The following is a 21323-nucleotide window of genomic DNA, read 5'->3' as shown; positions in this document are numbered from 1 at the left end:
CCCGATGGCAGCATATCTCCTGAAACGCCTGTTGCTGATCATTCCGACACTGTTCGGGATCATGCTGATCAGCTTCACGATCATCCAGTTTGCGCCGGGTGGTCCGGTTGAACGGATCATCGCCCAGCTGCAGGGGCGCGACTCCTCCATCGTCTCGCGGATCGGCGGCGGCGGCTCCGATACGCTCTCCAGTGGCAGTCAGGCACAGCTTGGCCAAGGCTCGGTGGATTCCAACACCTCGAAATATCGCGGTGCGCAGGGCCTCGATCCGGAATTCATCAAGAGCCTTGAGAAGCAGTTCGGCTTCGACAAACCGGCCTACGAGCGCTTCTTCATCATGATGAAGAGCTACCTCACCTTCGATTTCGGCAAGAGTTACTTCCGCGACGTTTCCGTGTTGCAGCTCATCAAGGAGAAGCTGCCGGTTTCGATATCGCTGGGTCTGTGGATGATGCTGATCAGCTATCTGATCTCCATCCCGCTCGGCATCCGCAAGGCGATGAAGGACGGCGAGCCATTCGACGCCTGGACCAGTACCGTGCTGGTGGTCGCCTATGCCATTCCGGGCTTCCTGTTCGCCGTGTTGCTGCTCATCCTGTTCGCGGGTTCATCGTTCCTGCAGATCTTCCCATCGCGCGGGCTGACATCGGACAACTGGGAGCAGCTTTCGTTCTTCGGCCGCATCACCGATTATTTCTGGCACCTGACCCTACCGCTGATCGCCATGTCGCTGACCGCGTTCACGACGATGACGTTCCTGACCAAAAACTCGTTTTTGGACGAGATCCGCAAGCAGTATGTGACGACCGCGCGCGCCAAGGGCCTGTCGGAAAATCAGGTGCTGTACGGCCACGTGTTCCGCAACGCGATGCTGCTGATCATCGCCGGTTTCCCCGGCGCATTCATCGGCGCGTTCTTCGCCGGATCGCTGCTGATCGAAACCATATTCTCTCTGGATGGCATCGGCTTGCTGTCATTTGAATCCATCGAGAAGCGCGATTATCCGGTGATCTTCGCCACGCTGTGGATTTTCTCGCTGGTCGGCCTGCTGCTGAACATCGTTGCCGACTTCGTCTACACGACAGTCGATCCACGGATCGACTTCGAAAGCCAGGAGGTCTGAGCCGATGACCGACCTGCGCGCCCTCGAAACGCCACTGCCGCAGTCGCAGCCGCCGCCCCGCGAAGAGCACAAGCGCCTACCGGAATGGATTTCGCGCCGCCTGCCTTCCGGCGACAAGCTGAGCCCGATCAACCAGCGCCGCTGGGCCAACTTCAAGGCCAACCGGCGCGGTTTCTGGAGCCTGCGAATTTTTCTGGCGCTGTTCCTGGTGTCGCTGTTCGCGGAGTTCATCGCCAACGATCGTCCGCTGCTGATCAGCTACAAGGGCGAAATCCTGTCGCCGGTGCTGTTCAACTATCCTGAATCCAAATTCGGCGGCTTCCTCGCCATCACCGACTACAAAGATCCGGTGATCCTCGACGAGATCAAGAGCAACGGCTGGGTGCTGTGGCCGCCGATCCGCTATTCCTACGACACGATCAACAAGGACTACCCCGGACGCAAAGCCCCGGACGGATTGTGTCTCGGCTATCCCGCGCCACCACCGTGGGCGTCAAGCGCACCGCTGTGTGACGCGCCCGCAGAACAGCTCGCGCGCTTCAACGCGCTCGGCAACACCAACTGGCTCGGCCTCGACAATCAGGGCCGCGATGTCGTCGCGCGCGTGATCTACGGCTTCCGAATATCGGTGCTGTTCGGCCTTATCCTGGCGCTGCTGTCGGCCACGGTCGGCGTGACGGCCGGCGCGATACAGGGTTACTTCGGCGGCAAGACCGATCTCATCTTCCAGCGCTTCCTGGAGATATGGTCGTCGATCCCGTCGCTGTTCGTGCTGATCATCATCTCGTCGGTGCTGATCCCCGGCTTCTGGACGCTGCTGGGCGTGCTGCTGCTGTTCGAGTGGGTGAATCTCGTGGGCGTTGTGCGCGCCGAATTCCTGCGGGCGCGCAACTTCGAATATGTGAACGCGGCGCGCGCGCTCGGGCTTTCCCATCGCAAGATCATGGTGAAGCACCTGCTGCCAAACGCGATGGTAGCAACGCTCACCTTCCTGCCGTTCCAGCTCTCGGGCAGCATCGCGGCACTGACCGCTCTCGACTTCCTCGGCCTCGGCCTGCCGCCGGGTTCACCGTCGCTGGGCGAGTTGCTGTTGCAGGGCAAGCGCCATCTTGAAGCGCCTTGGCTGGGTCTCACCGGCTTCTTCACCGTAGCGATCATGCTGTCGCTGCTGATCTTCATCGGCGAGGCGGTGCGCGACGCACTCGACCCCCGCAAGACTTTCCGGTGAGGCTGGCAATGTCGGACAAACCTTCCCGTGCGTTGCTCGATGTCAGGGATCTTTCGGTCGCCTTCAACGGCGGCAAGGTGATCGCCGCCGATAAGGTGAGCTTCCGTATCGGCAAAGGCGAGACGGTCGCGCTGGTCGGTGAGTCCGGCTCGGGCAAGACCGTGTCGGCGCTCTCGATCCTGCGCCTGCTGCCGTATCCGGCTGCGTCGCATCCTTCGGGCGAGATCTGGTTCGAGGGCCGTGATCTCCTGAAGCTAAAGCCGTCGCAGCTGCAAAGCGTGCGCGGCGATCGCATCTCGATGATCTTTCAGGAGCCGATGACGTCGCTCAACCCGCTGCACACCATCCAGCGGCAGGTGGGCGAAGTGCTGCGCGTGCATCGGCGCATGAACGACGTCGCCGTGCGCGCACGCGTGATTGAGCTGCTGCAGAAGGTCGGCATCCGCGATCCCGAGAAGCGTCTTGATGCCTATCCGCATCAGCTTTCCGGCGGGCAGCGTCAGCGCGTGATGATCGCCATGGCGCTTGCCAACGAACCCGACCTGCTGATCGCCGACGAGCCGACAACCGCGCTCGACGTGACCATTCAGGCGCAAATTCTGGAGCTGTTGCGCGATCTGCAGCGCGAGATGGGCATGGCCATGCTGCTCATCACGCACGATCTGGGCATCGTGCGCAAAATGGCCGAGCGCGTTTACATCATGCGTCGCGGCAACATCGTCGAGGAAGGCCCGACCGAGCGCATCTTCACCGATCCGCACCACGCCTATACCAAGCAGCTACTGGCCGCCGAGCCGAAGGGACTGCCGCCGCCCGCGGATGAAACCGCGCCGGTGGTGGTCGAGACCGACGATCTGAAAGTCTGGTTCCCGATCAAGGCGGGGCTGCTGCGGCGTACGGTGGATTACGTGAAAGCCGTCGACGGGCTGTCGCTGAAACTGCGCAAGGGCCAGACGCTGGGCGTCGTGGGTGAGTCCGGTTCCGGCAAGACGACGCTCGGCCTTGCCATTCTGCGGCTGATCTCGTCGGAAGGACCGATCGTCTATATGGGCAACCGCATCGACGGCCTGACCACCGCCGAGATGCGTCCCCTGCGCAAGGAAATGCAGATTGTTTTCCAGGATCCCTACGGATCGCTGTCGCCGCGTCTTTCAGTCGGGCAGATCATCGAGGAAGGCCTGCTGATCCAGAACCCCGAGCTGACCTACGACGAACGGCGCGCACGCGTTTCCAAGGCGCTGCAGGAAGTGGGCCTCGATCCGGAAGCGCAGGACCGCTACCCGCATGAGTTCTCCGGCGGACAACGTCAGCGCATCGCCATCGCCCGCGCGATGGTGCTGCAGCCGAAGTTTGTCATGCTGGATGAACCGACGAGCGCGCTCGACATGTCGGTGCAAGCGCAGATCGTCGATCTGCTGCGCGACCTGCAAAAACAGCGCGACCTTTCCTATCTGTTCATCAGCCACGACCTGAAGGTTGTGCGCGCGTTGTGCAACTACGTGATCGTAATGCGCAACGGCAAGGTTGTAGAGGAAGGCCCGGCTGCCAATGTATTTGCGCACCCGCGCGAGGACTACACCAAGGCGCTGCTTGCCGCCGCGTTCGACCTGAAGGTGGAACACGAGGGCGCGCTCGCCGGTTGATGCTCGTGCATCGGCATCCGGGGCGGCGCTCCGCCATTACATGTGAGGGATCGCGGCGATGACAGAAACACACCGTCAGAGCGTGAAATTCTACTATTCGCCCGGCAGCCGATCGAGCACCGTGCTGTGGATGCTGGAAGAGCTTGGCGCGCCGTACGATATCGAGCTGATAAATCTGAAAGCGGGCGCACAGCATTCGCCGGAATATCTGGCGGTCAATCCCATGGGCAAGGTTCCGGCCATTGCCCACAACGGCGCCGTCGTCACCGAAACCGCAGCGATCTGCTGCTATCTGGCCGACGCATTCCCACACGCAGGACTGGCCCCCGCAATTGGCGATCCGCTACGCGGCCCATACCTCAAATGGCTGTTTTACGGGCCGAGCTGCATAGAACCGGCAATGATCGACAAAGCCGGCGACCGCCCGCCAACCCCACGCGGCATGACCGGCTGGGGCAGCTACGATCTCGTCATCGAAACGCTGCGCGGCGCGGTTGGCAACGCATCTCCGTACCTGCTGGGTGAACGTTTTACGACGGCAGATGTTGTTGTCGGCTCTACCCTGCGCTTCGGCATGGGTTTCAAGATCATTCCAGAGCTGCCCGAGTTTGTCGCTTACGCCAAACGGCTTGAAGAACGCCCGGCTCTGCAACGGCAAATCGCAATCGAAGCCGACTATGCACGGCAGATAACCGGCTGACCGACTTTCCGCTTTGAATAATCGCCACGAAGCAGCATCGTAGTCGCATCGTCCATCAGCCAGCGATCAGAAGATGCTCCCCGACGACGTCTTTCGCACACGGCTTCAGGCAACGATCACGGCGCTGCGCTACTGGGCGCCCACCGTCGCAAGCACCGCACGCGTGGAAGAAACGTCTTCGGGCGATTACTGGCGCCTGGCCATCACCCCGATCACGCCAAGCGCCTGCCCGCTGGAACTGATCCTGCACTCGGACCAGCACTACGATATTTTCATCGCGGGCGAGACTTATGAAGGCAGGCCGATCGATTCCTTCGACTGGTTCCTGCCGCTTGCCGAAGCGGTGGCCGAAGGACAGGTGGTGCAACGCCAGCGCATCAGTCGCCTGACCGGATTGCAGCGCTCAACCGAGACGCTGGTCGCACTGGCCAATGGTGAAGTCTGGTTTGATGGTCGCGATACCCTGCATGCCGCGCCGCCGATCGAGGATGATGGCACCGAAATTCGCGAGCGCCGCTTCCTGCCCTACCATCGCTGATGTGACCGGCCAGCCAACCCGCTGGCCAACTTCCGCAAACGAAAGCCCACCGGTTATTGCGGCGCAATGCCGCCTGTCGCGCCACCGCCCGATTTCTGCTAGAAGCACCCCGAGCGGGTGTGCCTCTGGCGCACTTTTGCAAGTATTTGCGGGCATCTAACGCTTGCACTAAGGCACGACGCACATGTTGGCCGCAATTTGCTAGGATTGTCCGGCGCAAGATGCACGGGCTTTCGAATCCTGCCACCCCTGCGGCAGCAACCGCTGCTCGCCAGCGGCCCGTGCAGCAAATATGATCTGTAGGCGGCTGACCCGATCTGACCGCCGATCGCATGAACCTGGAGGCAATGAGAGTGTTGAAAGGCGTCGCCGAGGCAACCCCATCCAATCCAGTTTCCGCCTATTTCGAAGAACTCAGCCAAGTCCTGTCATCGATGCGCGTCAGTGACGCCGAAGGCAAGCCTATCGAGCTGCAGCGCGGTTTCGAATGGGTTGCCGAGACCGCGCGCAAAACGCAGGACGCCGGCAACAAGCTGATCCTGATCGGCAACGGCGGCAGCGCCGCGGTGGCCAGTCATCTGGCGATCGAGTTTGTGAAGAACGGCGGCATCCGCGCCCTTTCGCTCAACGATCCCGCCGCCATCACCGCGATGAGCAACGATTTCGGCTACGCCAACGTCTATTCCGAGCAGCTCAAGATCCAGGGCCAGCCCGGCGATATGCTGATCGCGATCTCCAGCTCGGGTCAGTCGGTCAACATTTTGAAATCCGTGCAAACAGCGCGCGCCAAGGGCATGACCATTGCCACGCTGAGCGGCTTCCAGCCCGACAACCTGCTGCGCAACCGGGGTGACGTAAATTTCTATGTGAATTCGACACAGTATGGCTTTGTCGAATTAGCGCATCACGCACTGGCGCAGGCCATCCTCGATATCTACGTGTTCCCTCAGCAGGCCGCGAAATAACCTCAGCCTGAGCGCTGATGCAGAAAAGTTCGGCGGCTATGGAAAACCAATGCCGCAGGCAGCGAGCTGCGTGCATTCGGCTGCAAATTGAAGCACTATCCCATCTGGCATGAATACTTTTTACGATTCCTGATACTGTTGGACGCCATTAGCGTCACTCGCAACGGATCGTGACCGGATGCACAGCGATAGATCTGCGCTGACAATCGAACGTCGGTCGTTAGCGGTTGGCGTTCTTGATGCCGCCAATGTCGATGGCGAAGCGACGCTGCGGCTGACCATCCAGATCGAAAGCGCAGGCGCGCATCTGGTGGCCCCGTTCGCCTCAGATGCCCTGATCATTGTCACCACCACCCGCGTTGGCCTGACAGCGGAAGTGCGCAAAATCGCAATGCTCGCGCACGCAGCCGGCGTGTCGCATCTTGTGCTCGCGGTTTTACGCAGTTCATCCGATGATCTGCAGCCGAACGCGTTTGATACCCTGACGCGTGGGTTCGACACGATGATGCGGCGGCTGAATTTCGTTTCAGCGGCCATCATTCCGATCGATAACGCTTCAGATAAGGCGGCTGCCGTTTCCGGGGCGCATATTTTACGTCGCGATCAGGCGCTGGCAAACTATCTCGTCACGCTCCCCCGGCCATCGCCGCTGCATACATCGCAGCTCGATCCCTCGCCGCCGAGCGAGCACTTCGCTGCTCATGTTGCCTGCCTGACCTCGCGTGAGGAATTGCTGCCCGGTCGCGAATACCGCTTGCGGATTGGATCGCTTGAGCAACCGGCGACGATCACGGCGATCAAGCACCGGCTCGACACCGAAACACTTCAGCGGCTGCCCGCACGCACCCTCAGCCATGGCGAGATCGGCGTTTGCACCGTTGCAACCCATCCCGCAATTCGTCTGGCGCCCGACTCGCTCGGCGCGGCGCGCTTTGAAATCTGGGGCGAACAGACAGACGAGCCGGTGGCCGCTGGCACGGTCGATTTCGCGCTTCGCCGTGGGCAGAATGTCCATTGGCAGGAACTGAGCGTCGCCAAGCCGCTACGGTCGTCCATGAAGGCGCAGCGGCCCTGCATCGTCTGGTTCACAGGCATCTCCGGCGCAGGCAAATCCACCATCGCCAATCTGGTGGAAAGCGCCCTGGCCGCGAACGGCCGCCACACCTATCTGCTCGACGGAGACAATGTCCGCCACGGCCTCAACAAGGATCTCGGCTTCACCGCCGCCGATCGGGTTGAAAACATCCGTCGCGTCGGAGAAGTGGCGCGCCTGTTTGTCGACGCCGGCTTGATTGTGCTGTGCTCGTTCATCTCACCATTTCGGGCTGAACGCGCAGCGGTGCGCGGTCTGCTTGATGACGGCGAATTCATCGAAATCCACGTGACCGCCCCGCTGGCTGTGTGTGAGCAGCGCGACCCCAAAGGGCTCTATGCCAAGTGCCGCGCCGGCAAGTTGCCAAACTTCACCGGTATCGATTCACCCTATGAAGCGCCGGAAAATCCGGACCTCATTCTCGAAACCGCCACTGCGCCGGCAGATGAACTCGCCCAAAAAGTCATTTCCCTGCTTGCTGCCCGCGGAATGATTGCAGCGCGCGATTGACCGCAATCTCAGCTTGAACCTCCGCAGAACTACAACATCTGTCGGATGGCTCGGCGTTGCTGGCTGGCAACGTTCATAGGATTATTCGGACTACCAATAGTTTTTGCGGCGCAGCGTGCATAAATTTCCTCCTGTGTGGGGGATCTGAATTTGATGCCAATGCCGTGGCTCTTCATCCGAACTGTGGGCAAGCTGTGCGTGGTCGGTGCGCTGACCATTGGCGGTGCCGGATGCGCTGCCATGCATGACCTCAGCGGAGCACCCCGGGCTGGCTATCAGACAGATGGCTCATATGTTTTGAGTGCCCAAGATCAGGGGTTGGGTTGCCGCGAGCTGACCGAACGCAGGGTTAGCCTGCAGACCCAGCTCAACGAACTTCCCGCCAAAGCAATGCAGCAGATGCAGGAACTGCCCCAAACCGTTGTGAGCGCGTGGGCACGCCTGACGGGCTCAACGGATCAGGGTGTGCCGGCTCTTGCCCAGTATAATGAAGCCAAGGCCGAAGCGGCGGCGGTGAACGCAAGCCTGGAACAGAAGGGCTGCGAAGCCAACTACGGCATCGAAACGGCCGGAATTCACCCCCACAACGCCCAATAATACGTGGCCCCTCTCCCGGGCCGCAGGCTTCAGCGCACACTTGCTGGATGGCTCCAGAACGCCAGTTCGTTGCCCCGCGCATGTCAAATATGCAAATGCTGAGCAAGTTTGCGTAGTGCCGCTCGCCCGCTGCCGCAGAAAGACCCGAACATTGATTTTTGTTTGTGATTGTCGGGCCCGGTTCTGGGGCGATCGCCAACGCCAGAACAGATAACTTATTGATTTGATTGGTCGGAGCGGGGAGATTCGAACTCCCGACCCCTTGCTCCCGAAGCAAGTGCGCTACCGTGGCTGCGCTACGCTCCGCCCGACCTATCAAGTCCCCTTAGGGACAATCGCCGCGCTCCTTGTGGAAGCAGCGGCGAGGGCGGCTTTATAGCTCCCGATCTGCGGGGCCGCAAGCCGCCCGGCGCCCCTAATGTCATTTCTTTTTCCCACCAGCGCAAAGGGGATGGGGATGCGGCGTCTAAGCCGGCTGAAACGGGATTGCCGGCCCATTCACCACCGACTATATGGGGCTGTCGGCTGGTCTGCTTTGTCCGTTTTAGCGGCAAATCGGCCGGCCGATGATGGGACGTAGCCAAGTGGTAAGGCAGTGGATTTTGATTCCGCCATTCCCAGGTTCAGATCCTGGCGCCCCAGCCAACGTTTCAGCGCAAAAATTAGCGCTATAAAACAATACATTAGCGAAATCGCTCTGGCGCCAAGGTGCTCTGCGGAGTTTCTCCAACGGGGCAAAGCTACCCGTTAGGCTGGACCACACCCACATCATTACCACGGCACCTGTCGCCGCCCCGGTGCGTAAACCGCTACACGCTGGCGTAGATCCCTGTCTCCCCGCCATTAACGCACAGGCCCGCCGCCGCTTATTGGCGATCTCGTTGCTTACGCAATCGCTGGCCGATCACCACGCAACCTTGACGCCGAGCTTGCCGTCGTAGGCGTTGCCGTCGGCGTGTTCGCCGATGCCGACGAGGTACGATGCATTGGCATAGATCGCGGTGCCATCGCCAATGTCGGTGCTGAAGCCGGTGTTGATCTCGAACGTCGTGCCGCCCATGTCGGCCGCGAACGGGATGAAACCGGTGGCGGATGAAAACTTCGTCTTCGGATCGCCGAGGAACTCGTACCAGAAGTTCGGCCGCACCCAGGCGGTGAAGGTAGATGGTTCACCCGTCAGCCAGGTCGGTGTGCCGAAGTCCTGCGCGAAGCGCACACCCACACGGCCCACCAGCGAGTTGACATTGTCGAAGTGCACCTGCGCGGCGACATCCGATCCGTTGTTGAGGTTGACTGTCTGATAGGCGAGCTGCGCCTGCGGTTCGATGCTGAAGCCGCCGGGACCGGAGTAAACCGGATAGCCACCTTCCAGAGACGCTCCGAACGCGCCGCCATCTGTTTTCATCTTCGGGATGCGGTTGGACTTGGCATCAATATCGTACCACGATCCTAACAGCAGCGCGTCGACGTAAGCATTTTCTGGCGTGTAGTGGGTCCAGTAGGCGCCCCAGCTGTAGGCCATGAAGCTGTTCTCACCCGCTTTGCCATCGCCGATGTGCTGAACATCGCCGGAGCCATGGCCGATAGCGAAGAACGCACCGGCGTGATTGCGTGATGTTCCGACATCGCCGTCGCGGTAGAGGTCCATGCCGCCCTGGAAGGCCCAGAAGTCATAGTCGTATTTCGGGCCGGCGCCGTAGATGCCGCCCTTACCGCCATCCCGATCACCATGCTGACCGATGACACGCGCCCAGGCTGCGTTCGGTGCGCCTTCTGCGTAGGCGCTGACGGCTGTACCGCGACGCTCATGCAGCGTGTCGAGCATCAAGCGGCCATACAGCAGCGTCATCGCCGGAACAGCGGCGTAGAGCGACGTTTCCTGCCGCCAGTCGGGGATGCATCATCGCCGCCGCCACCGTTACAAACCGCTGCAGACGGATCAGTGCACAATCCAGATCGGAGCGCAGATACCAGTTGTCAGGGTTGGCGCCATTTTCACCGCCGCGATAGAGCGAGTATTCGTACGGGCCAGCGATAACCGGCGCGGCGAGTGTGAACAGGCCTGGAGCTGTTGCACTGTTGATCGTGTCGACGACAAGAATGCCGTCAAGTGTTGTCAGGTCACCTCCACCACCGACATTGTTGACACTGAGTAATGATGATCCGAGCCCGTTGCCACCGTCAATGATAAGCCTATCGGAAGGCGATCCATCGGCGCCAAGATGGGTGTTGATACCAAGCGTGCCGCCAAGGCCAAGGTAGTCGTTCACCGTCAGCGTCTTGAACGGTCCCGCACTCGAACCGGGCGGGGTGAATTGCGCCAGGCTGCCGGCCTGATTGATCAACAGCGTAAGATTTGAATCGCCAGTTATGTTCCACACCGAGGCACCCAGCAGGTTCAACTGTGCTGTGCCACCGGCCGCCGTTACAGTGCGACCCGTAAGCGTTGATCTGGCTGCATAGATATCCAGCACGCCGGTGCTGCTCACATTCAAGAGTTCGTCACCACCAGAGACGGTTGCGTTTGTTAGTGTCGCACTAAGCTGGCCGTCCGCAATGTCGAAGCCGGCACCATCTGCCGCGTTCACAGAACTGCCGGTTATCGTGACGCCGTTGTTTCCTGAGACAGACGAAACGCCAGCCGAGCCGCTTCCCAATGCGGTCACGGTACTGTTCGATATCGAGATCGATGATCCGCCGTTGATACCAATCGCAGCGGCATTAGCGCCCGACGTCGTGACGGTTGCGTTCTGAGCATTGATCTCACCGCCATCCTGCGCCGAAAGCCCTATTGCGCCCACGCCTGCGGTAGTGATTTGCGATCCGCTACCGATCGAGACAAGTGAGATGGCTCCAGAGGCCAAAGCGCCATACGAGGAGTCGCCTCCTGTCGATACGCTGACGCCTCCCGCGGTGACCTGCCCGCCGCTGAGTGCATACAGGCCGTGCGAGCCGCCGCCAGCAGTGGTGACACTCGCGCCTGAGGCGCTGACTGCCCCAGTGTCCCCCGCGAACAAACCGTGCGCGGTGGCTCCCAACGTTTCGATGGTGGAGCCGGCGTCGATCGTGACGAGCGAGCCGACGCCGTTCGAATAGGCGCCATGTGCGCTATTGCCGTTCGTGGTGACAGACACGGCCCCGGTGTTGATCTCGCCGCGCTGGATCGCATAGAGGCCATGCGCATTATCGGACTGCGTCGTTATTGACGATCCGTCTCCAAGGGAGACAAGCCCACCTGAGAAGTTCGCCATGACGCCATAAGCCCCAGTCCCCTCAGTGTTGACCGTTACCGCTTGCGTCTCTAGCTGGCCGCCAAGTGCAAACAATCCAATGGCGCCCGCCCCCTGCGTGTAGACCTCGACGCCAGTGCCGATCGTAACCCGTCCGTCATTGCCAACAATACCGTAGGCGCTCGCACCCGCAGTGTGGATTATCACGTTTTCGACTGTGATCTCGCCCCCGGCGACAGCGCGGATGCCTTCACTACCGTTCGTCGTAGTGATTTCCGTATTGGTCAACGAGATGAAAGAGCCCGTACCGGAGGCTATGGCACCGAAAGAACCTGTGCCCTCAATGCGGATCGCCAGCGAGTCCGCAAATATTTGCCCTCCATCCGTAACAAGACCGTAGCCACCACTCCCCGATGTCGTAATCGTGGAGCCGGGCTGGTTGATCGTGATGGTTCCATTCAACTCGGCCTCCGCGCCGTGCCCGTTGATACCGGACGTCGTCACCGTTATGGCGCCGGTAGTCACGATAGAACCGCCATTCAACGCCCACAGCGCAATTCCGGCGTCGTAATTCGCCGACGTGTTATAATTGCCTGTGGCAGTGAGAGCGATGCCATTGGCCACTACTCGCTGCGCTTGTGCATCGGAAGCCTGCAATACGGCAAACAAAGTGAGCATCAAAATCGCGCAACAACGCGCATGGTATGGCCGCGCCATATCAAGATCCTCTTGAAACATCAGCATGCGTTGTATTCAGCTTGAATTTGATTTTTTTGGCCGTCGTGTTTGTGAGCGACGGCTTCGCCGCGCTAGCTGGGCGCGATACGGAAACAACTTTTTGAATAAGTGTTACGGCGCATCATGAAGCGGCCTTTATTCGTCTGCGCACGGCTCAGCATCAACGATTCGCGCAGATCAGGGAGGGACGTTCAGTAAGCGCCAGCGAGATGTGCTCACTAGCGTCGCAAATTAAACACGGTCCACTGACGGATTAACATTATATCGCCAAACGATATCGTCTATATGATTGAGCTTTTCACACGCATTGCGGTGTGCAGCTACGTGATGGCTGGGGCCTGGCGCGCCAGGAAGCGCCAAGCCATGCCCCGGCAATTTCAAGAACGACTGTCCCACTTGCCGATTAGGTAGCCGAGACCGCGTACGGTTTTTATTGAAACGTCGGCACCTGCATCGGTGAGGGTTTTTCGCAGCCTGTGAACGTAAACCTCAACAGCGTTTGAGCCAACAGCCCCGGCAAGCGCATAGATCTCGTCTTCGATGAGCTGCTTCGGCACCACACTGCCTGCGCGCCGAAGCAACAGCTCCAACACAACGCTTTCGCGCCCAGCAATACCCCTAGTCTCACCCGCGACACACAGCTCTCGCGTTTCGGCGTTGTATTCCACATTGCCCAGCTTGAGCGCGCGCCGATGCCGTTCTCCCGGCCGACGCAGAAGCGCTTCAAGGCGCGCAACCAGCTCATGGAATGCAAATGGCTTTGTCAGATAATCATCAGCGCCGCTCTTGAAACCTTTGACCTTGTCCTCAACGCCGCTTCGAGCCGTTAGAACGAGGACAGGCAGAGCGTTGTGCGACATCCGCAGCGCCTTCAGCAGGTTCACGCCGTCGCCATCGGGAAGTCCAAGGTCGAGTATCAAAGCTGCATAGTCGACGGTTTTAAGCGCCAGCTCGGTTTCAGCCAGGGACCCGAGAATGTCGGCCTCGTATCCGGCCTGCCGCAAGCCCGAAGCCAGCAGCCCTGCCAGCTCGCTGTTGTCCTCAACCACCAGCACGCGCATTCCGGATGCCTTTCGCGACCTAGCGTCAAAACCAGATAAGCGACCTAAGCGCCGCCGCTGCGCTCTGAGTGCGGCAGGCAGGACGCCTATACGAATCCGCTTTTACCGCAGCTCGCCTTGAGCACAGCTTACCTGTCACGCTGCGTCAGCGCTCCGTCAAAAGTGCAGCAATGTCACCCCGAGCCGCTTGAAAACGCAGCTGTGCGTCCATGAGGCTACCGGTCAGTTCAACGCCGTTTACCGTGCTTTCCACGCGAGTGCGGGTTGCATCCAGCAGATCGGCGATGGTGCCGCCGGATAGTTTGTAAGCATCCTCGGACATGCGCTTCAACTTGGCCAGACGCGGGTTCACATTCGAGCGGAAGTTCTCAAATGCCGCGGTTCTTTCACGAACCTGCGAAGCATACTTGACCAGATCCGCATGCACCTGCGCATTGGCAACGCGCAGCTTCAGATAGGCCGTGCGCACTTCAGCTTCAGCCTTTTCAACCGCGCCTTCGCGGCGATCGAAAATCGGTATCTCAAGCGAAACACCGATGTTCGTAGTGGCGCCATATGGGCTTTCGGTCCAGAACCGTCCCGTGCTCACGGATACCTCCGGAAACCGCTCGCGGCGCGCCGTTTCCAGCGAAGCCTGCGCATGGCTGACATCCCCGCGAGCAGCGCTGATGGTGGGATGTTCGACGCTATAGTCGTCATATCCGTTCAGCGCGCTGAGGCGCCAGGGGCGCAGCTTTCCCGCTCCGCGCGGTCTCCAGTTCTCGACGCCAAATATGGCCGCAAGTTGCGCCCGCTTGCCCGCAAGATCGGCCTTCGCCTCCCCAACCTCGGAAAGCCAGATAGCGCCTTCCACTTCTATGCGCTCAAGATCGTAGTCACTCGCCATACCGGACGATCGCCGTCCTTCGACAAGCTTGCGCAGGCGTGCAATCTCTTTTTGGCGTTCCTCAAGCAGTCGCAGTTTTTCCTGGGCGACAAGCAGCTCGATGTAAGCGGCGCCTGCTTCTACAGCCCGCTCGGTCGCCGCCGCTTTGACGCGGGCCTCGGTCGCGCGCAGCCCCTGCTCGGCGGCTTCAATGCGCGCGCGGCGCTGCCCACCGATCAGCAGCGGAAACTCCACCCCCACCTCATGCGCTTTATGGCCATCGAAGTTGGTCAGCGGACCCGGCTGATACGCCCCCCCGTACGTTACCGTCGGATTAGGCCATGCACCCGCTGTCGTCCGATCCGCCCGTGCGACGGCAACATCCTGCCAATCCAGCTCGGTGCGCAGATTGGATTGAAATGCGAAGTCGATCACATCATCGAAGATGATCTTGTCGGGCAGGGATTGCGCCAAAGCCGGAGCAGCAAATGCCAGCAGTGCGGCGATCATGGAAAGTCGCCTCATGCCAGCGCCTCCTGGGTCTTCTTGTTTTTTTCCCGCGCCACCAAACTGTAAATAACCGGCAGCACGAACAGCGACACGAGAAGTGTCGTCAACATCCCTCCGACGATGACAAGCGCAAACGGGCGCTGCGTCTCGCTGCCGACACCGGTGGAAACCGCCATCGGCAGCAGGCCCAACAGCGCCAGCACAGATGCCATCAACACCTGGCGCATACGGTTGACTGTGCCATTCAGAACCGCGCTGTGCATATCGTGGCCTGCATCGCGCAGCGCCTCAATGGCGGACAGCACGAGCACGCCCATCAGCGAGACCTGCCCGAGCAGAGCGATGAAGCCAACCGCGGCACTGACGGAAAGGTTCACGCCCGTAAGCAGCAACAGGAAAACACCGCCCGTCATCGCAAACGGCATCATCACAATAACTACCGTTGCACACAGCCAGCTGCGCATGGCCGCGTACAGAAGTCCGAACACCAGCAGCAGCGCGATTGGCACCACTGTTTTCAGTCGCTCGGTCGCACGTGTCTGATTTTCAAACTCGCCGCCCCAGACGAAATAATGTCCGCTCGGCGCGGTGACGTTCTCCGCGACCTTAGCCATCGCATCCTTGACCACGGAGCCCATGTCGCGGTCTTCAACGTTGAACTTCAACGCCAGGAAGCGAACATTGCCCTCGCGCACGATGGAAGCGGCGCCATTGGCGACCGATATGTCGGCGAGCTCGCGCAGTGGCACGCGGCCGCCCTGCGGTGTCGTGATGGAGAGACTGGAAATTTTCTCTACGTCGCTGCGGTTTGAGTTCGGGAAAATCAGTCGTACCGGCACCGGACGCTCACCCTCCCACAGTTGCGTGGCGACACGGCCCGCCAGAGCCGTTTCGATAGTTCGGGTTGCATCCTCCATCGCCACACCGGCACGGGCCAGCGCCTGTCGATCAAGCGCTATCTGCAGTTGCGGAATGAACGCGTCACGATACAGATCAAGCTCGGTGACACCGGGCACACCTTCAATCGCTGCCCGCGCTTCCGGCAACGTGCTGCGCATCAACTGCAGATCTTCGCCGAACAGTTTCAGAACCACTTTGCCGCGTACACCGGCGACTGCCTCTTCCACACTGTCCTTGATCGGCTGCGTAAAGTTGAAACGCACCCCGAGAACAGGCGCCAGCACGGCGCGCAATTCCTGAATGACCTGTGGCTTCACCATGCCAGAACGCCATTCCGACTCCGGCTTCAAACGCACAACGGACTTCACCATATTGACGCTTTCGTTATCGGTGCCGTCTTCAGGACGACCGTGCTCGCTGTGGATGTCGTGAACCTCGGGAACCGCCGTAATGCGCTGATGGATATCGGCCAGGATCGACTGGCTTTTGCCCATCGATATACTGGCGGGCATTTCAATGAAGATACCGATATCGCCTTCATCGAGTTCTGGCAGAAATTCCGTACCCAGACGCTGCGCAGCCAGTCCGCCTACAACGAGCAACGCCAGCGCGAACACAGCAACGGTGGCACGACTTTTTAGAAGCCCGCTCAGCGCCGCGCGATAGCCATTACGCAGCCGGACCATCCAACCGGGTTCCTGCGGAATGCCAGCCGAAGAACGGAACGCAAAGGCACACAGGGCGGGCACAAGCGTCAACGAAAACACCAGCGCTCCAGTCAACGCGAACGCATATGTTTGTGCCAGCGGCCGGAACAGACGGCCCTCAACCGATTCCAATGTGAAGATGGGCAGAAGAGCCGCAATGATGATCAGCATCGCGTAGAACGTCGGCCGCCCGACTTCCACGGCGCTCTTCACAATCAACTGCAGAATGTCGCGACGCTTCTGTGGCCGGTGGGTATGGATCGCGTGCATGACATTCTCGACCAGAACGACAGCACCATCGACCAGAATGCCGAAATCTATCGCGCCCATGGATATGAGATTAGCGGGCATACCCGCCGCGTAGAGGCCTATAAACGCCACCAGCAGAGAGAGCGGAATCACCACCGAAACGATTGCAGCTCCCGTTACGCTGCGCAGGAACAGCCACACAACGCCAGCAATAAGAAAGAAGCCGTGCAGCAGGTTGTCATGCACTGTCGACAGCGTATGATCGACCAGGATGCTGCGGTCGAGCGCAACATCGATGTACATGCCGCGCGGCAGAATGCTTTCGTTGAGGGCTTTTACCTGCTGGTGAATCCCTTCAAGAACAATCGAGGGGTTCTCGCCGCGGCGCATCAGCACCAGGCCTTCGACAACCTCCCGCTGGTCGTTCCACGCCACCGATCCGCGGCGTGGCGAGGCGGCCTGCTTGACAATGGCAACGTCACCGAGCGTGAGCGCAGTGCTGTCCTTTGCACGTAGCGGAACGTTTTTCAGATCCTCAGCGGTCCTCAGGTTGCCGAGCCCGCGTATTGTAAGATCCTGATCGCCCTGCTGCAGGAATCCGCCGCCGACATTGATGTTCGCCTTGCTGATCGCATCCTCAAGATCGCTGATCGACAAACCAGCCGCGTAAAGCTTGGAGGGATCGGCTTCAACGTGGATCTCTTTCAGAAACCCACCGAAAGGCACAACGTCCGCAACGCCATGGACCTGACGCAACACTCGCGTGACGGTCCACTCCATCTCCGAACGAAGCTGGTAAAGATCGTGCACCGGGCTGAGCAATCGAAAGCGGTAAATCTTGCCGAGCGGCGTAGCATCCGGCGCCAATGCAGGCGTGATGCCATCCGGCAGATCGGCCCCGGACATGCGTTGCGCCACAATGATGCGACTGAGAAACGGATCGGCGCCATCCTCGAAAACCAATGTCACCAGCGACAACCCGAACAGGTTCTCACTGCGCATCAGCGTCATGCCGGGCGTGCCGTTAAGGGCCCGCTCCAGTGGCACCGTCACCTGCCGCTCGATTTCCTCGGCAGCATAGCCGGGCATCTGGGTGATGACCTGAACCTGCGCGTTGGTGACATCGGGATAAGCTTCAATCGAAGTGTTGCGATAGGCATGCAGGCCGAACAGCGCAACGAGTGCTGCCAGGATCACAATCGTAATGCGACCCTTTACGCACTGATCAATGATGCGTTCAAACATGATTGTACGTCAGAGCAGCTGCTCAGAGCTGCTATCAAGCAGCAACGCGCCTTTGACGACGACCTTCTCGCCGAAACGCAAACCATCGGTAACAGCCACGCGGCCGTTGCGCGAAGCCCCTATGGTTATCGATCTTGCCTGAAGCACACCTGCTTCGTTTTCGACGTAAACGATGTATCGATCACCATCCTTGATAAGCACCGCTTCGACCGGAAGCGAAAGCTGCGCAGTTGCATCGGTTTGCATGCGCACATCTACAAGCATGCCCGGCGACAAAGGCTTGGTCGTGCCACTGAGGCCGATGTAAACCGGCACACGCCGCTGATCTGCGTCGACCGTGCGCCCGATCCGTTCAACGATTGCATCGTATGTTGCGCCGATGGATCGGATTGCGACCTTCGCCGGCTGCCCCACCGTTATGGCTGCAAGCTCGTGCTCCGCCACATCCGCGATGACGAACAGCTTATCAGGGTTGCCAATGTCGACCAGCGCTTCGCCATCCGGCGATGACATCGCACCGATTCTTGCACGCACATGCGTCACCACACCGCCCGTCGGCGCCCGCAACTTAAATTCATCGTTTGAACCTTCACCGAGCTGATCAGCCGCCCGCTGCGCCCGATCGAGTTCAGCAGCCGCCTCGCGCGCAGCGATTTCAGCGCCAAATCTTTCGACCTCCAGCCCAACGCCACGCTTGAGCATTTCAGTTTGTCTGGCCAGCATATCCTCAGCCGCCGCAGCCCGAGCCGCAGCCTGCGCGAGCGCTGTTCGCGTCGCGGCAACTTCTGCGCCTTTGAGCGTCATCAACGGAGCGTTTTCCTGAACCACATCACCGGGGCTGACGTGCACAGCGACGACCCGCGCCTGCACGGGAACGCTCACCGAAGCTAACGCCTGAAGCCGGAACGCAACGCGTGCGGGAATGGCATCGCCCAACTCTCCGGTGCGCGGCGCAACGGATTCAATTGTCAGCGCATCCCGGACCTGCAGCGCAGGAGGCCGTTCGGAGGCGATGGGCGCGGCACGACTATCCGCCTCAGTGCATCCTGCAAGCAAGCCGCATACAGCGGCTCCCGACAGTGCAATGGCGCACATGCGCACTAAGTTCATCGTGTCCCCTCCCGACCAACTATCGGTAACAGGGCACACGATCAAACGTGGACCTGACAAAATACTTACAACGCGCAAAACCCACGAGCAGCAGCAGCCAAAGAGCCACAATCCGCACAGCGAGCCGGAAACCTTACGCGAAAATTACAGCACCCATCGGTTGTCTTTTGCGGCCCGCCGCGCTTTAAACGCGCCCGATACAGGATATTCAGATGCGATGCGGCTGCTGATCGTCGAAGACAACGAGCAACTCTCTGAGCTCATCTCCAACGGCCTGCGCACCGCCGGGTTTACCGTCGATGCCGTCACCCGCGCCGACCAGGCACTTGCGGCCGCGTCATCCAATAGTTACGCAGCCATTATCCTGGATCTCGGCCTACCTGACAAAGACGGTTCCTGCGTTCTCGCCACATTGCGGCAGGCGGGCAATCCGACGCCTGTGCTTATCCTGACCGCGCGCGACGGCGTCGACGACAGAGTGGCGGGGCTACGCGCAGGGGCTGACGACTATTTGGTAAAGCCGTTCGCATTTGCAGAGCTAGTCGCCCGCATTGAAGCCTTGCTGCGTCGTCCGGGCAATCTTCTTGGCGCCCAACTCCAGCTCGGCGACCTGACATTTGACACGCAAACGCGTCAGGCAAGCATCAACGACCAACCCGTGCTTCTCTCAGTGCGGGAGACCACGGTGCTTGAGCTTCTCATGCGCCGCAAGGGCAATGTCGTCTCCAGGAAGGCCGTGGAAGACCATCTCTTTGGTCTGGGTGAAGTGACTTCAAACGCCGCCGAGGTTTACGTGCACCGATTGCGCAAACAGCTTGCGGCAGCTGGCGCGAGCGTAAAAATCGCAACCATGCGCGGCGTTGGCTATGTGATGAAGGAAACTGAGTAGTGCCGACTTTCCGTTCGCTAACGGCACGGATGACTTCGCTGCATGTCATCACCATTCTTATCACCGCCACCATCATTCCGCTGGTGCTGTTCTATTTCATGAACGTAGCCGTGCATACGATTCATGAACAGGCGATGCGCGATCAGGCCGAATGGCTGGCATCTAACCTGCGCCGCAATCCCGATGGCAAACTCAACCTCGAACTGCCGCAAAATCTGAAGGCGATATTCTCAGACGACTATGGGCGCTATGCATACGCTGTTCTGGACGAACGCGGCGCGCCGCTGCTGTCTCCTACAGCGTACGCACAAGGTCTTTTTGTCTCCACGTCCGGCAACACCATTCCCAGCGGATATCAGGTAGCAAAGATAGGTGACAAGGAGATTGCCGGCGTCAGCATTCTCAAGAACATTGGCGACGAAAACCTTTGGATTCAGGTTGGTGAGGATCTCCACCATCGGGATGTCGTTTTGGATGACGTCGTCGCAGAGTTTCTGCAGCGGGTTGGTTGGACGGCCATTCCGGTACTGTTGCTGTTAGCCACGGCCGACATTCTCATCGTTCGCAATTCGATGCAGCCCCTGTTGCGCGCCTCGACAAAAGCCGCACGTATTTCGCCCAATCGTCTGGAAGTTCGACTGCCCGTCCACGATGTTCCAAACGAAATTCTGCCGCTGGTCACCAGCATCAATCAGGCGCTTGATCGCATCGAAAATGGCTTCGCCCATCAGCGCGAGTTCATTGCCGACACGGCGCACGAGTTGCGTACACCTTTGGCCGTACTACGCGCGCGCCTTGAAACCCGTGCCGACCTGCTGCCGACGGATGAATTGTTCCGCGATGTCGATGTCATGAGCCGCGTGATCGGGCAGCTGCTCGATCTTGCCGAATCGGACAACATTCTCGTGCACGCCAGCGACCGCGCCGATATTTATGAGGTGTGCGCCGACGTTGCTGCCCACATTGCCCCGCTGGCGCTGGCGCAGGACAAAAGCGTTGCTCTCGAAGCTTCCGGCACGCCGGTATGGGTTCGCGGCAACGCAGAACTTCTGCGCCGCGCCGTGCGCAACCTTTCTGAGAACGCACTTCGGCATACGCCGGCCGGCTCTACCGTTGAACTGATTGTCGGCTCGGACGCTACCGTCACCGTACTTGATCGAGGTGATGGGGTACCGGTCTCCCAGCGCGATACAATCTTTCAGCGCTTTGGCGTCCGCGATCCCTATCGAACCGGCGGCGCTGGACTAGGCCTGTCCATCGTCAAGCGCATTGCCGAAATCCATCAAGGTTCGGTAACAGTTGACAGTCGCAGCGGCGGCGGCGCTCAGTTCACTCTGCATCTGGTAGCGTTCAACGACGACGGCACCGCATCGGCTGATAATGAACTCACATCGTAAATCCTGGCGAACCAAACTCACGCGA

Annotated in this window: 16 protein-coding genes and 2 tRNA genes; 11 read left to right on the top strand and 7 right to left on the bottom strand. The window is 59.9% G+C overall.

Annotation, left to right across the window (positions count from 1 at the left end; all coding sequences use genetic code 11):
- Nucleotides 1-4: 4 nt before the first annotated feature.
- The 8 genes from QEZ49_RS07185 to QEZ49_RS07150 all read left to right on the top strand — a co-directional run bounded on the left by QEZ49_RS07185 (nt 5) and on the right by QEZ49_RS07150 (nt 8397).
- The gene (locus QEZ49_RS07185; protein WP_280385506.1) at nt 5-1123 is read left to right on the top strand and encodes a microcin C ABC transporter permease YejB; all 1119 of its coding nucleotides are present in this window, start codon (nt 5-7) and stop codon (nt 1121-1123) included.
- Between the two features lie 4 nt (nt 1124-1127).
- A complete protein-coding gene (locus QEZ49_RS07180) occupies nt 1128-2351 on the top strand; it encodes an ABC transporter permease (protein ID WP_280385504.1) in 1224 nt (407 codons plus the stop codon).
- An 8-nt stretch (nt 2352-2359) separates the two neighbouring features.
- Complete coding sequence (locus tag QEZ49_RS07175; RefSeq protein ID WP_280385501.1) at nt 2360-3994, top strand: ABC transporter ATP-binding protein; 1635 nt, start codon at nt 2360-2362, stop codon at nt 3992-3994.
- A gap of 58 nt (nt 3995-4052) precedes the next feature.
- Nucleotides 4053-4694, top strand: coding sequence for a glutathione S-transferase family protein (locus tag QEZ49_RS07170; protein ID WP_280385500.1), 642 nt, complete (start codon nt 4053-4055; stop codon nt 4692-4694).
- Between the two features lie 73 nt (nt 4695-4767).
- Complete coding sequence (locus QEZ49_RS07165) at nt 4768-5232, top strand: hypothetical protein (protein ID WP_280385499.1); 465 nt, start codon at nt 4768-4770, stop codon at nt 5230-5232.
- A 347-nt stretch (nt 5233-5579) separates the two neighbouring features.
- Nucleotides 5580-6197 (top strand): SIS domain-containing protein, encoded by a 618-nt coding sequence (locus QEZ49_RS07160; RefSeq protein ID WP_173954636.1) that lies wholly within the window; start codon nt 5580-5582, stop codon nt 6195-6197.
- Between the two features lie 178 nt (nt 6198-6375).
- Nucleotides 6376-7800, top strand: coding sequence for an adenylyl-sulfate kinase (cysC, locus tag QEZ49_RS07155; RefSeq protein WP_280385496.1), 1425 nt, complete (start codon nt 6376-6378; stop codon nt 7798-7800).
- A gap of 153 nt (nt 7801-7953) precedes the next feature.
- The gene (locus tag QEZ49_RS07150; RefSeq protein WP_280385494.1) at nt 7954-8397 is read left to right on the top strand and encodes a hypothetical protein; all 444 of its coding nucleotides are present in this window, start codon (nt 7954-7956) and stop codon (nt 8395-8397) included.
- A gap of 228 nt (nt 8398-8625) precedes the next feature.
- Here the strand turns inward: QEZ49_RS07150 and QEZ49_RS07145 are convergent.
- A tRNA-Pro gene (locus QEZ49_RS07145) sits at nt 8626-8703 on the bottom strand.
- A 264-nt stretch (nt 8704-8967) separates the two neighbouring features.
- Between QEZ49_RS07145 and QEZ49_RS07140 the strand changes: the two genes are divergently transcribed.
- Nucleotides 8968-9042, top strand: a tRNA-Gln gene (locus QEZ49_RS07140).
- Nucleotides 9043-9301: 259 nt separating this feature from the next.
- Here the strand turns inward: QEZ49_RS07140 and QEZ49_RS07135 are convergent.
- From QEZ49_RS07135 to QEZ49_RS07110, 6 genes are all read right to left on the bottom strand, one after another.
- Nucleotides 9302-10246: an autotransporter outer membrane beta-barrel domain-containing protein gene (locus QEZ49_RS07135; RefSeq protein WP_280385492.1), complete on the bottom strand. Its 945-nt coding sequence runs from the start codon at nt 10244-10246 to the stop codon at nt 9302-9304.
- A complete protein-coding gene (locus QEZ49_RS07130) occupies nt 10203-12305 on the bottom strand; it encodes a hypothetical protein (RefSeq protein WP_280385490.1) in 2103 nt (700 codons plus the stop codon). Before QEZ49_RS07130 ends, QEZ49_RS07135 begins: the two co-directional genes overlap by 44 nt.
- 437 nt (nt 12306-12742) lie before the next feature.
- Nucleotides 12743-13426, bottom strand: a complete 684-nt coding sequence (locus QEZ49_RS07125) for a response regulator transcription factor (protein ID WP_280385489.1) — start codon at nt 13424-13426, stop codon at nt 12743-12745.
- A gap of 145 nt (nt 13427-13571) precedes the next feature.
- Nucleotides 13572-14816: a TolC family protein gene (locus tag QEZ49_RS07120; RefSeq protein ID WP_280385487.1), complete on the bottom strand. Its 1245-nt coding sequence runs from the start codon at nt 14814-14816 to the stop codon at nt 13572-13574.
- On the bottom strand, nt 14813-17902 hold the full coding sequence (locus QEZ49_RS07115; protein ID WP_280385485.1) for a CusA/CzcA family heavy metal efflux RND transporter: 3090 nt from the start codon (nt 17900-17902) through the stop codon (nt 14813-14815). Before QEZ49_RS07115 ends, QEZ49_RS07120 begins: the two co-directional genes overlap by 4 nt.
- Before the next feature lie 9 nt (nt 17903-17911).
- The gene (locus QEZ49_RS07110; protein WP_280385484.1) at nt 17912-19012 is read right to left on the bottom strand and encodes an efflux RND transporter periplasmic adaptor subunit; all 1101 of its coding nucleotides are present in this window, start codon (nt 19010-19012) and stop codon (nt 17912-17914) included.
- 217 nt (nt 19013-19229) lie between these two features.
- Here QEZ49_RS07110 and QEZ49_RS07105 point away from each other — a divergent pair, with 217 nt between their 5' ends.
- Together QEZ49_RS07105 and QEZ49_RS07100 are read left to right on the top strand one after the other, a co-directional pair.
- Nucleotides 19230-19901 carry a response regulator transcription factor gene (locus QEZ49_RS07105; RefSeq protein ID WP_280386005.1) on the top strand — a complete coding sequence of 224 codons (672 nt, stop codon included), beginning with the start codon at nt 19230-19232 and terminating at the stop codon, nt 19899-19901.
- On the top strand, nt 19901-21298 hold the full coding sequence (locus QEZ49_RS07100; protein ID WP_280385482.1) for an ATP-binding protein: 1398 nt from the start codon (nt 19901-19903) through the stop codon (nt 21296-21298). Before QEZ49_RS07105 ends, QEZ49_RS07100 begins: the two co-directional genes overlap by 1 nt.
- The last annotated feature ends 25 nt before the right edge of the window (nt 21299-21323 follow it).

This window comes from Hyphomicrobium sp. D-2, assembly GCF_029872155.1.
Taxonomy (GTDB): Bacteria; Pseudomonadota; Alphaproteobacteria; order Rhizobiales; family Hyphomicrobiaceae; genus Hyphomicrobium_A.
The sequence above is the reverse complement of the archived record's forward strand: the minus strand, read 5'-3'. Positions and strand labels throughout refer to the sequence as shown.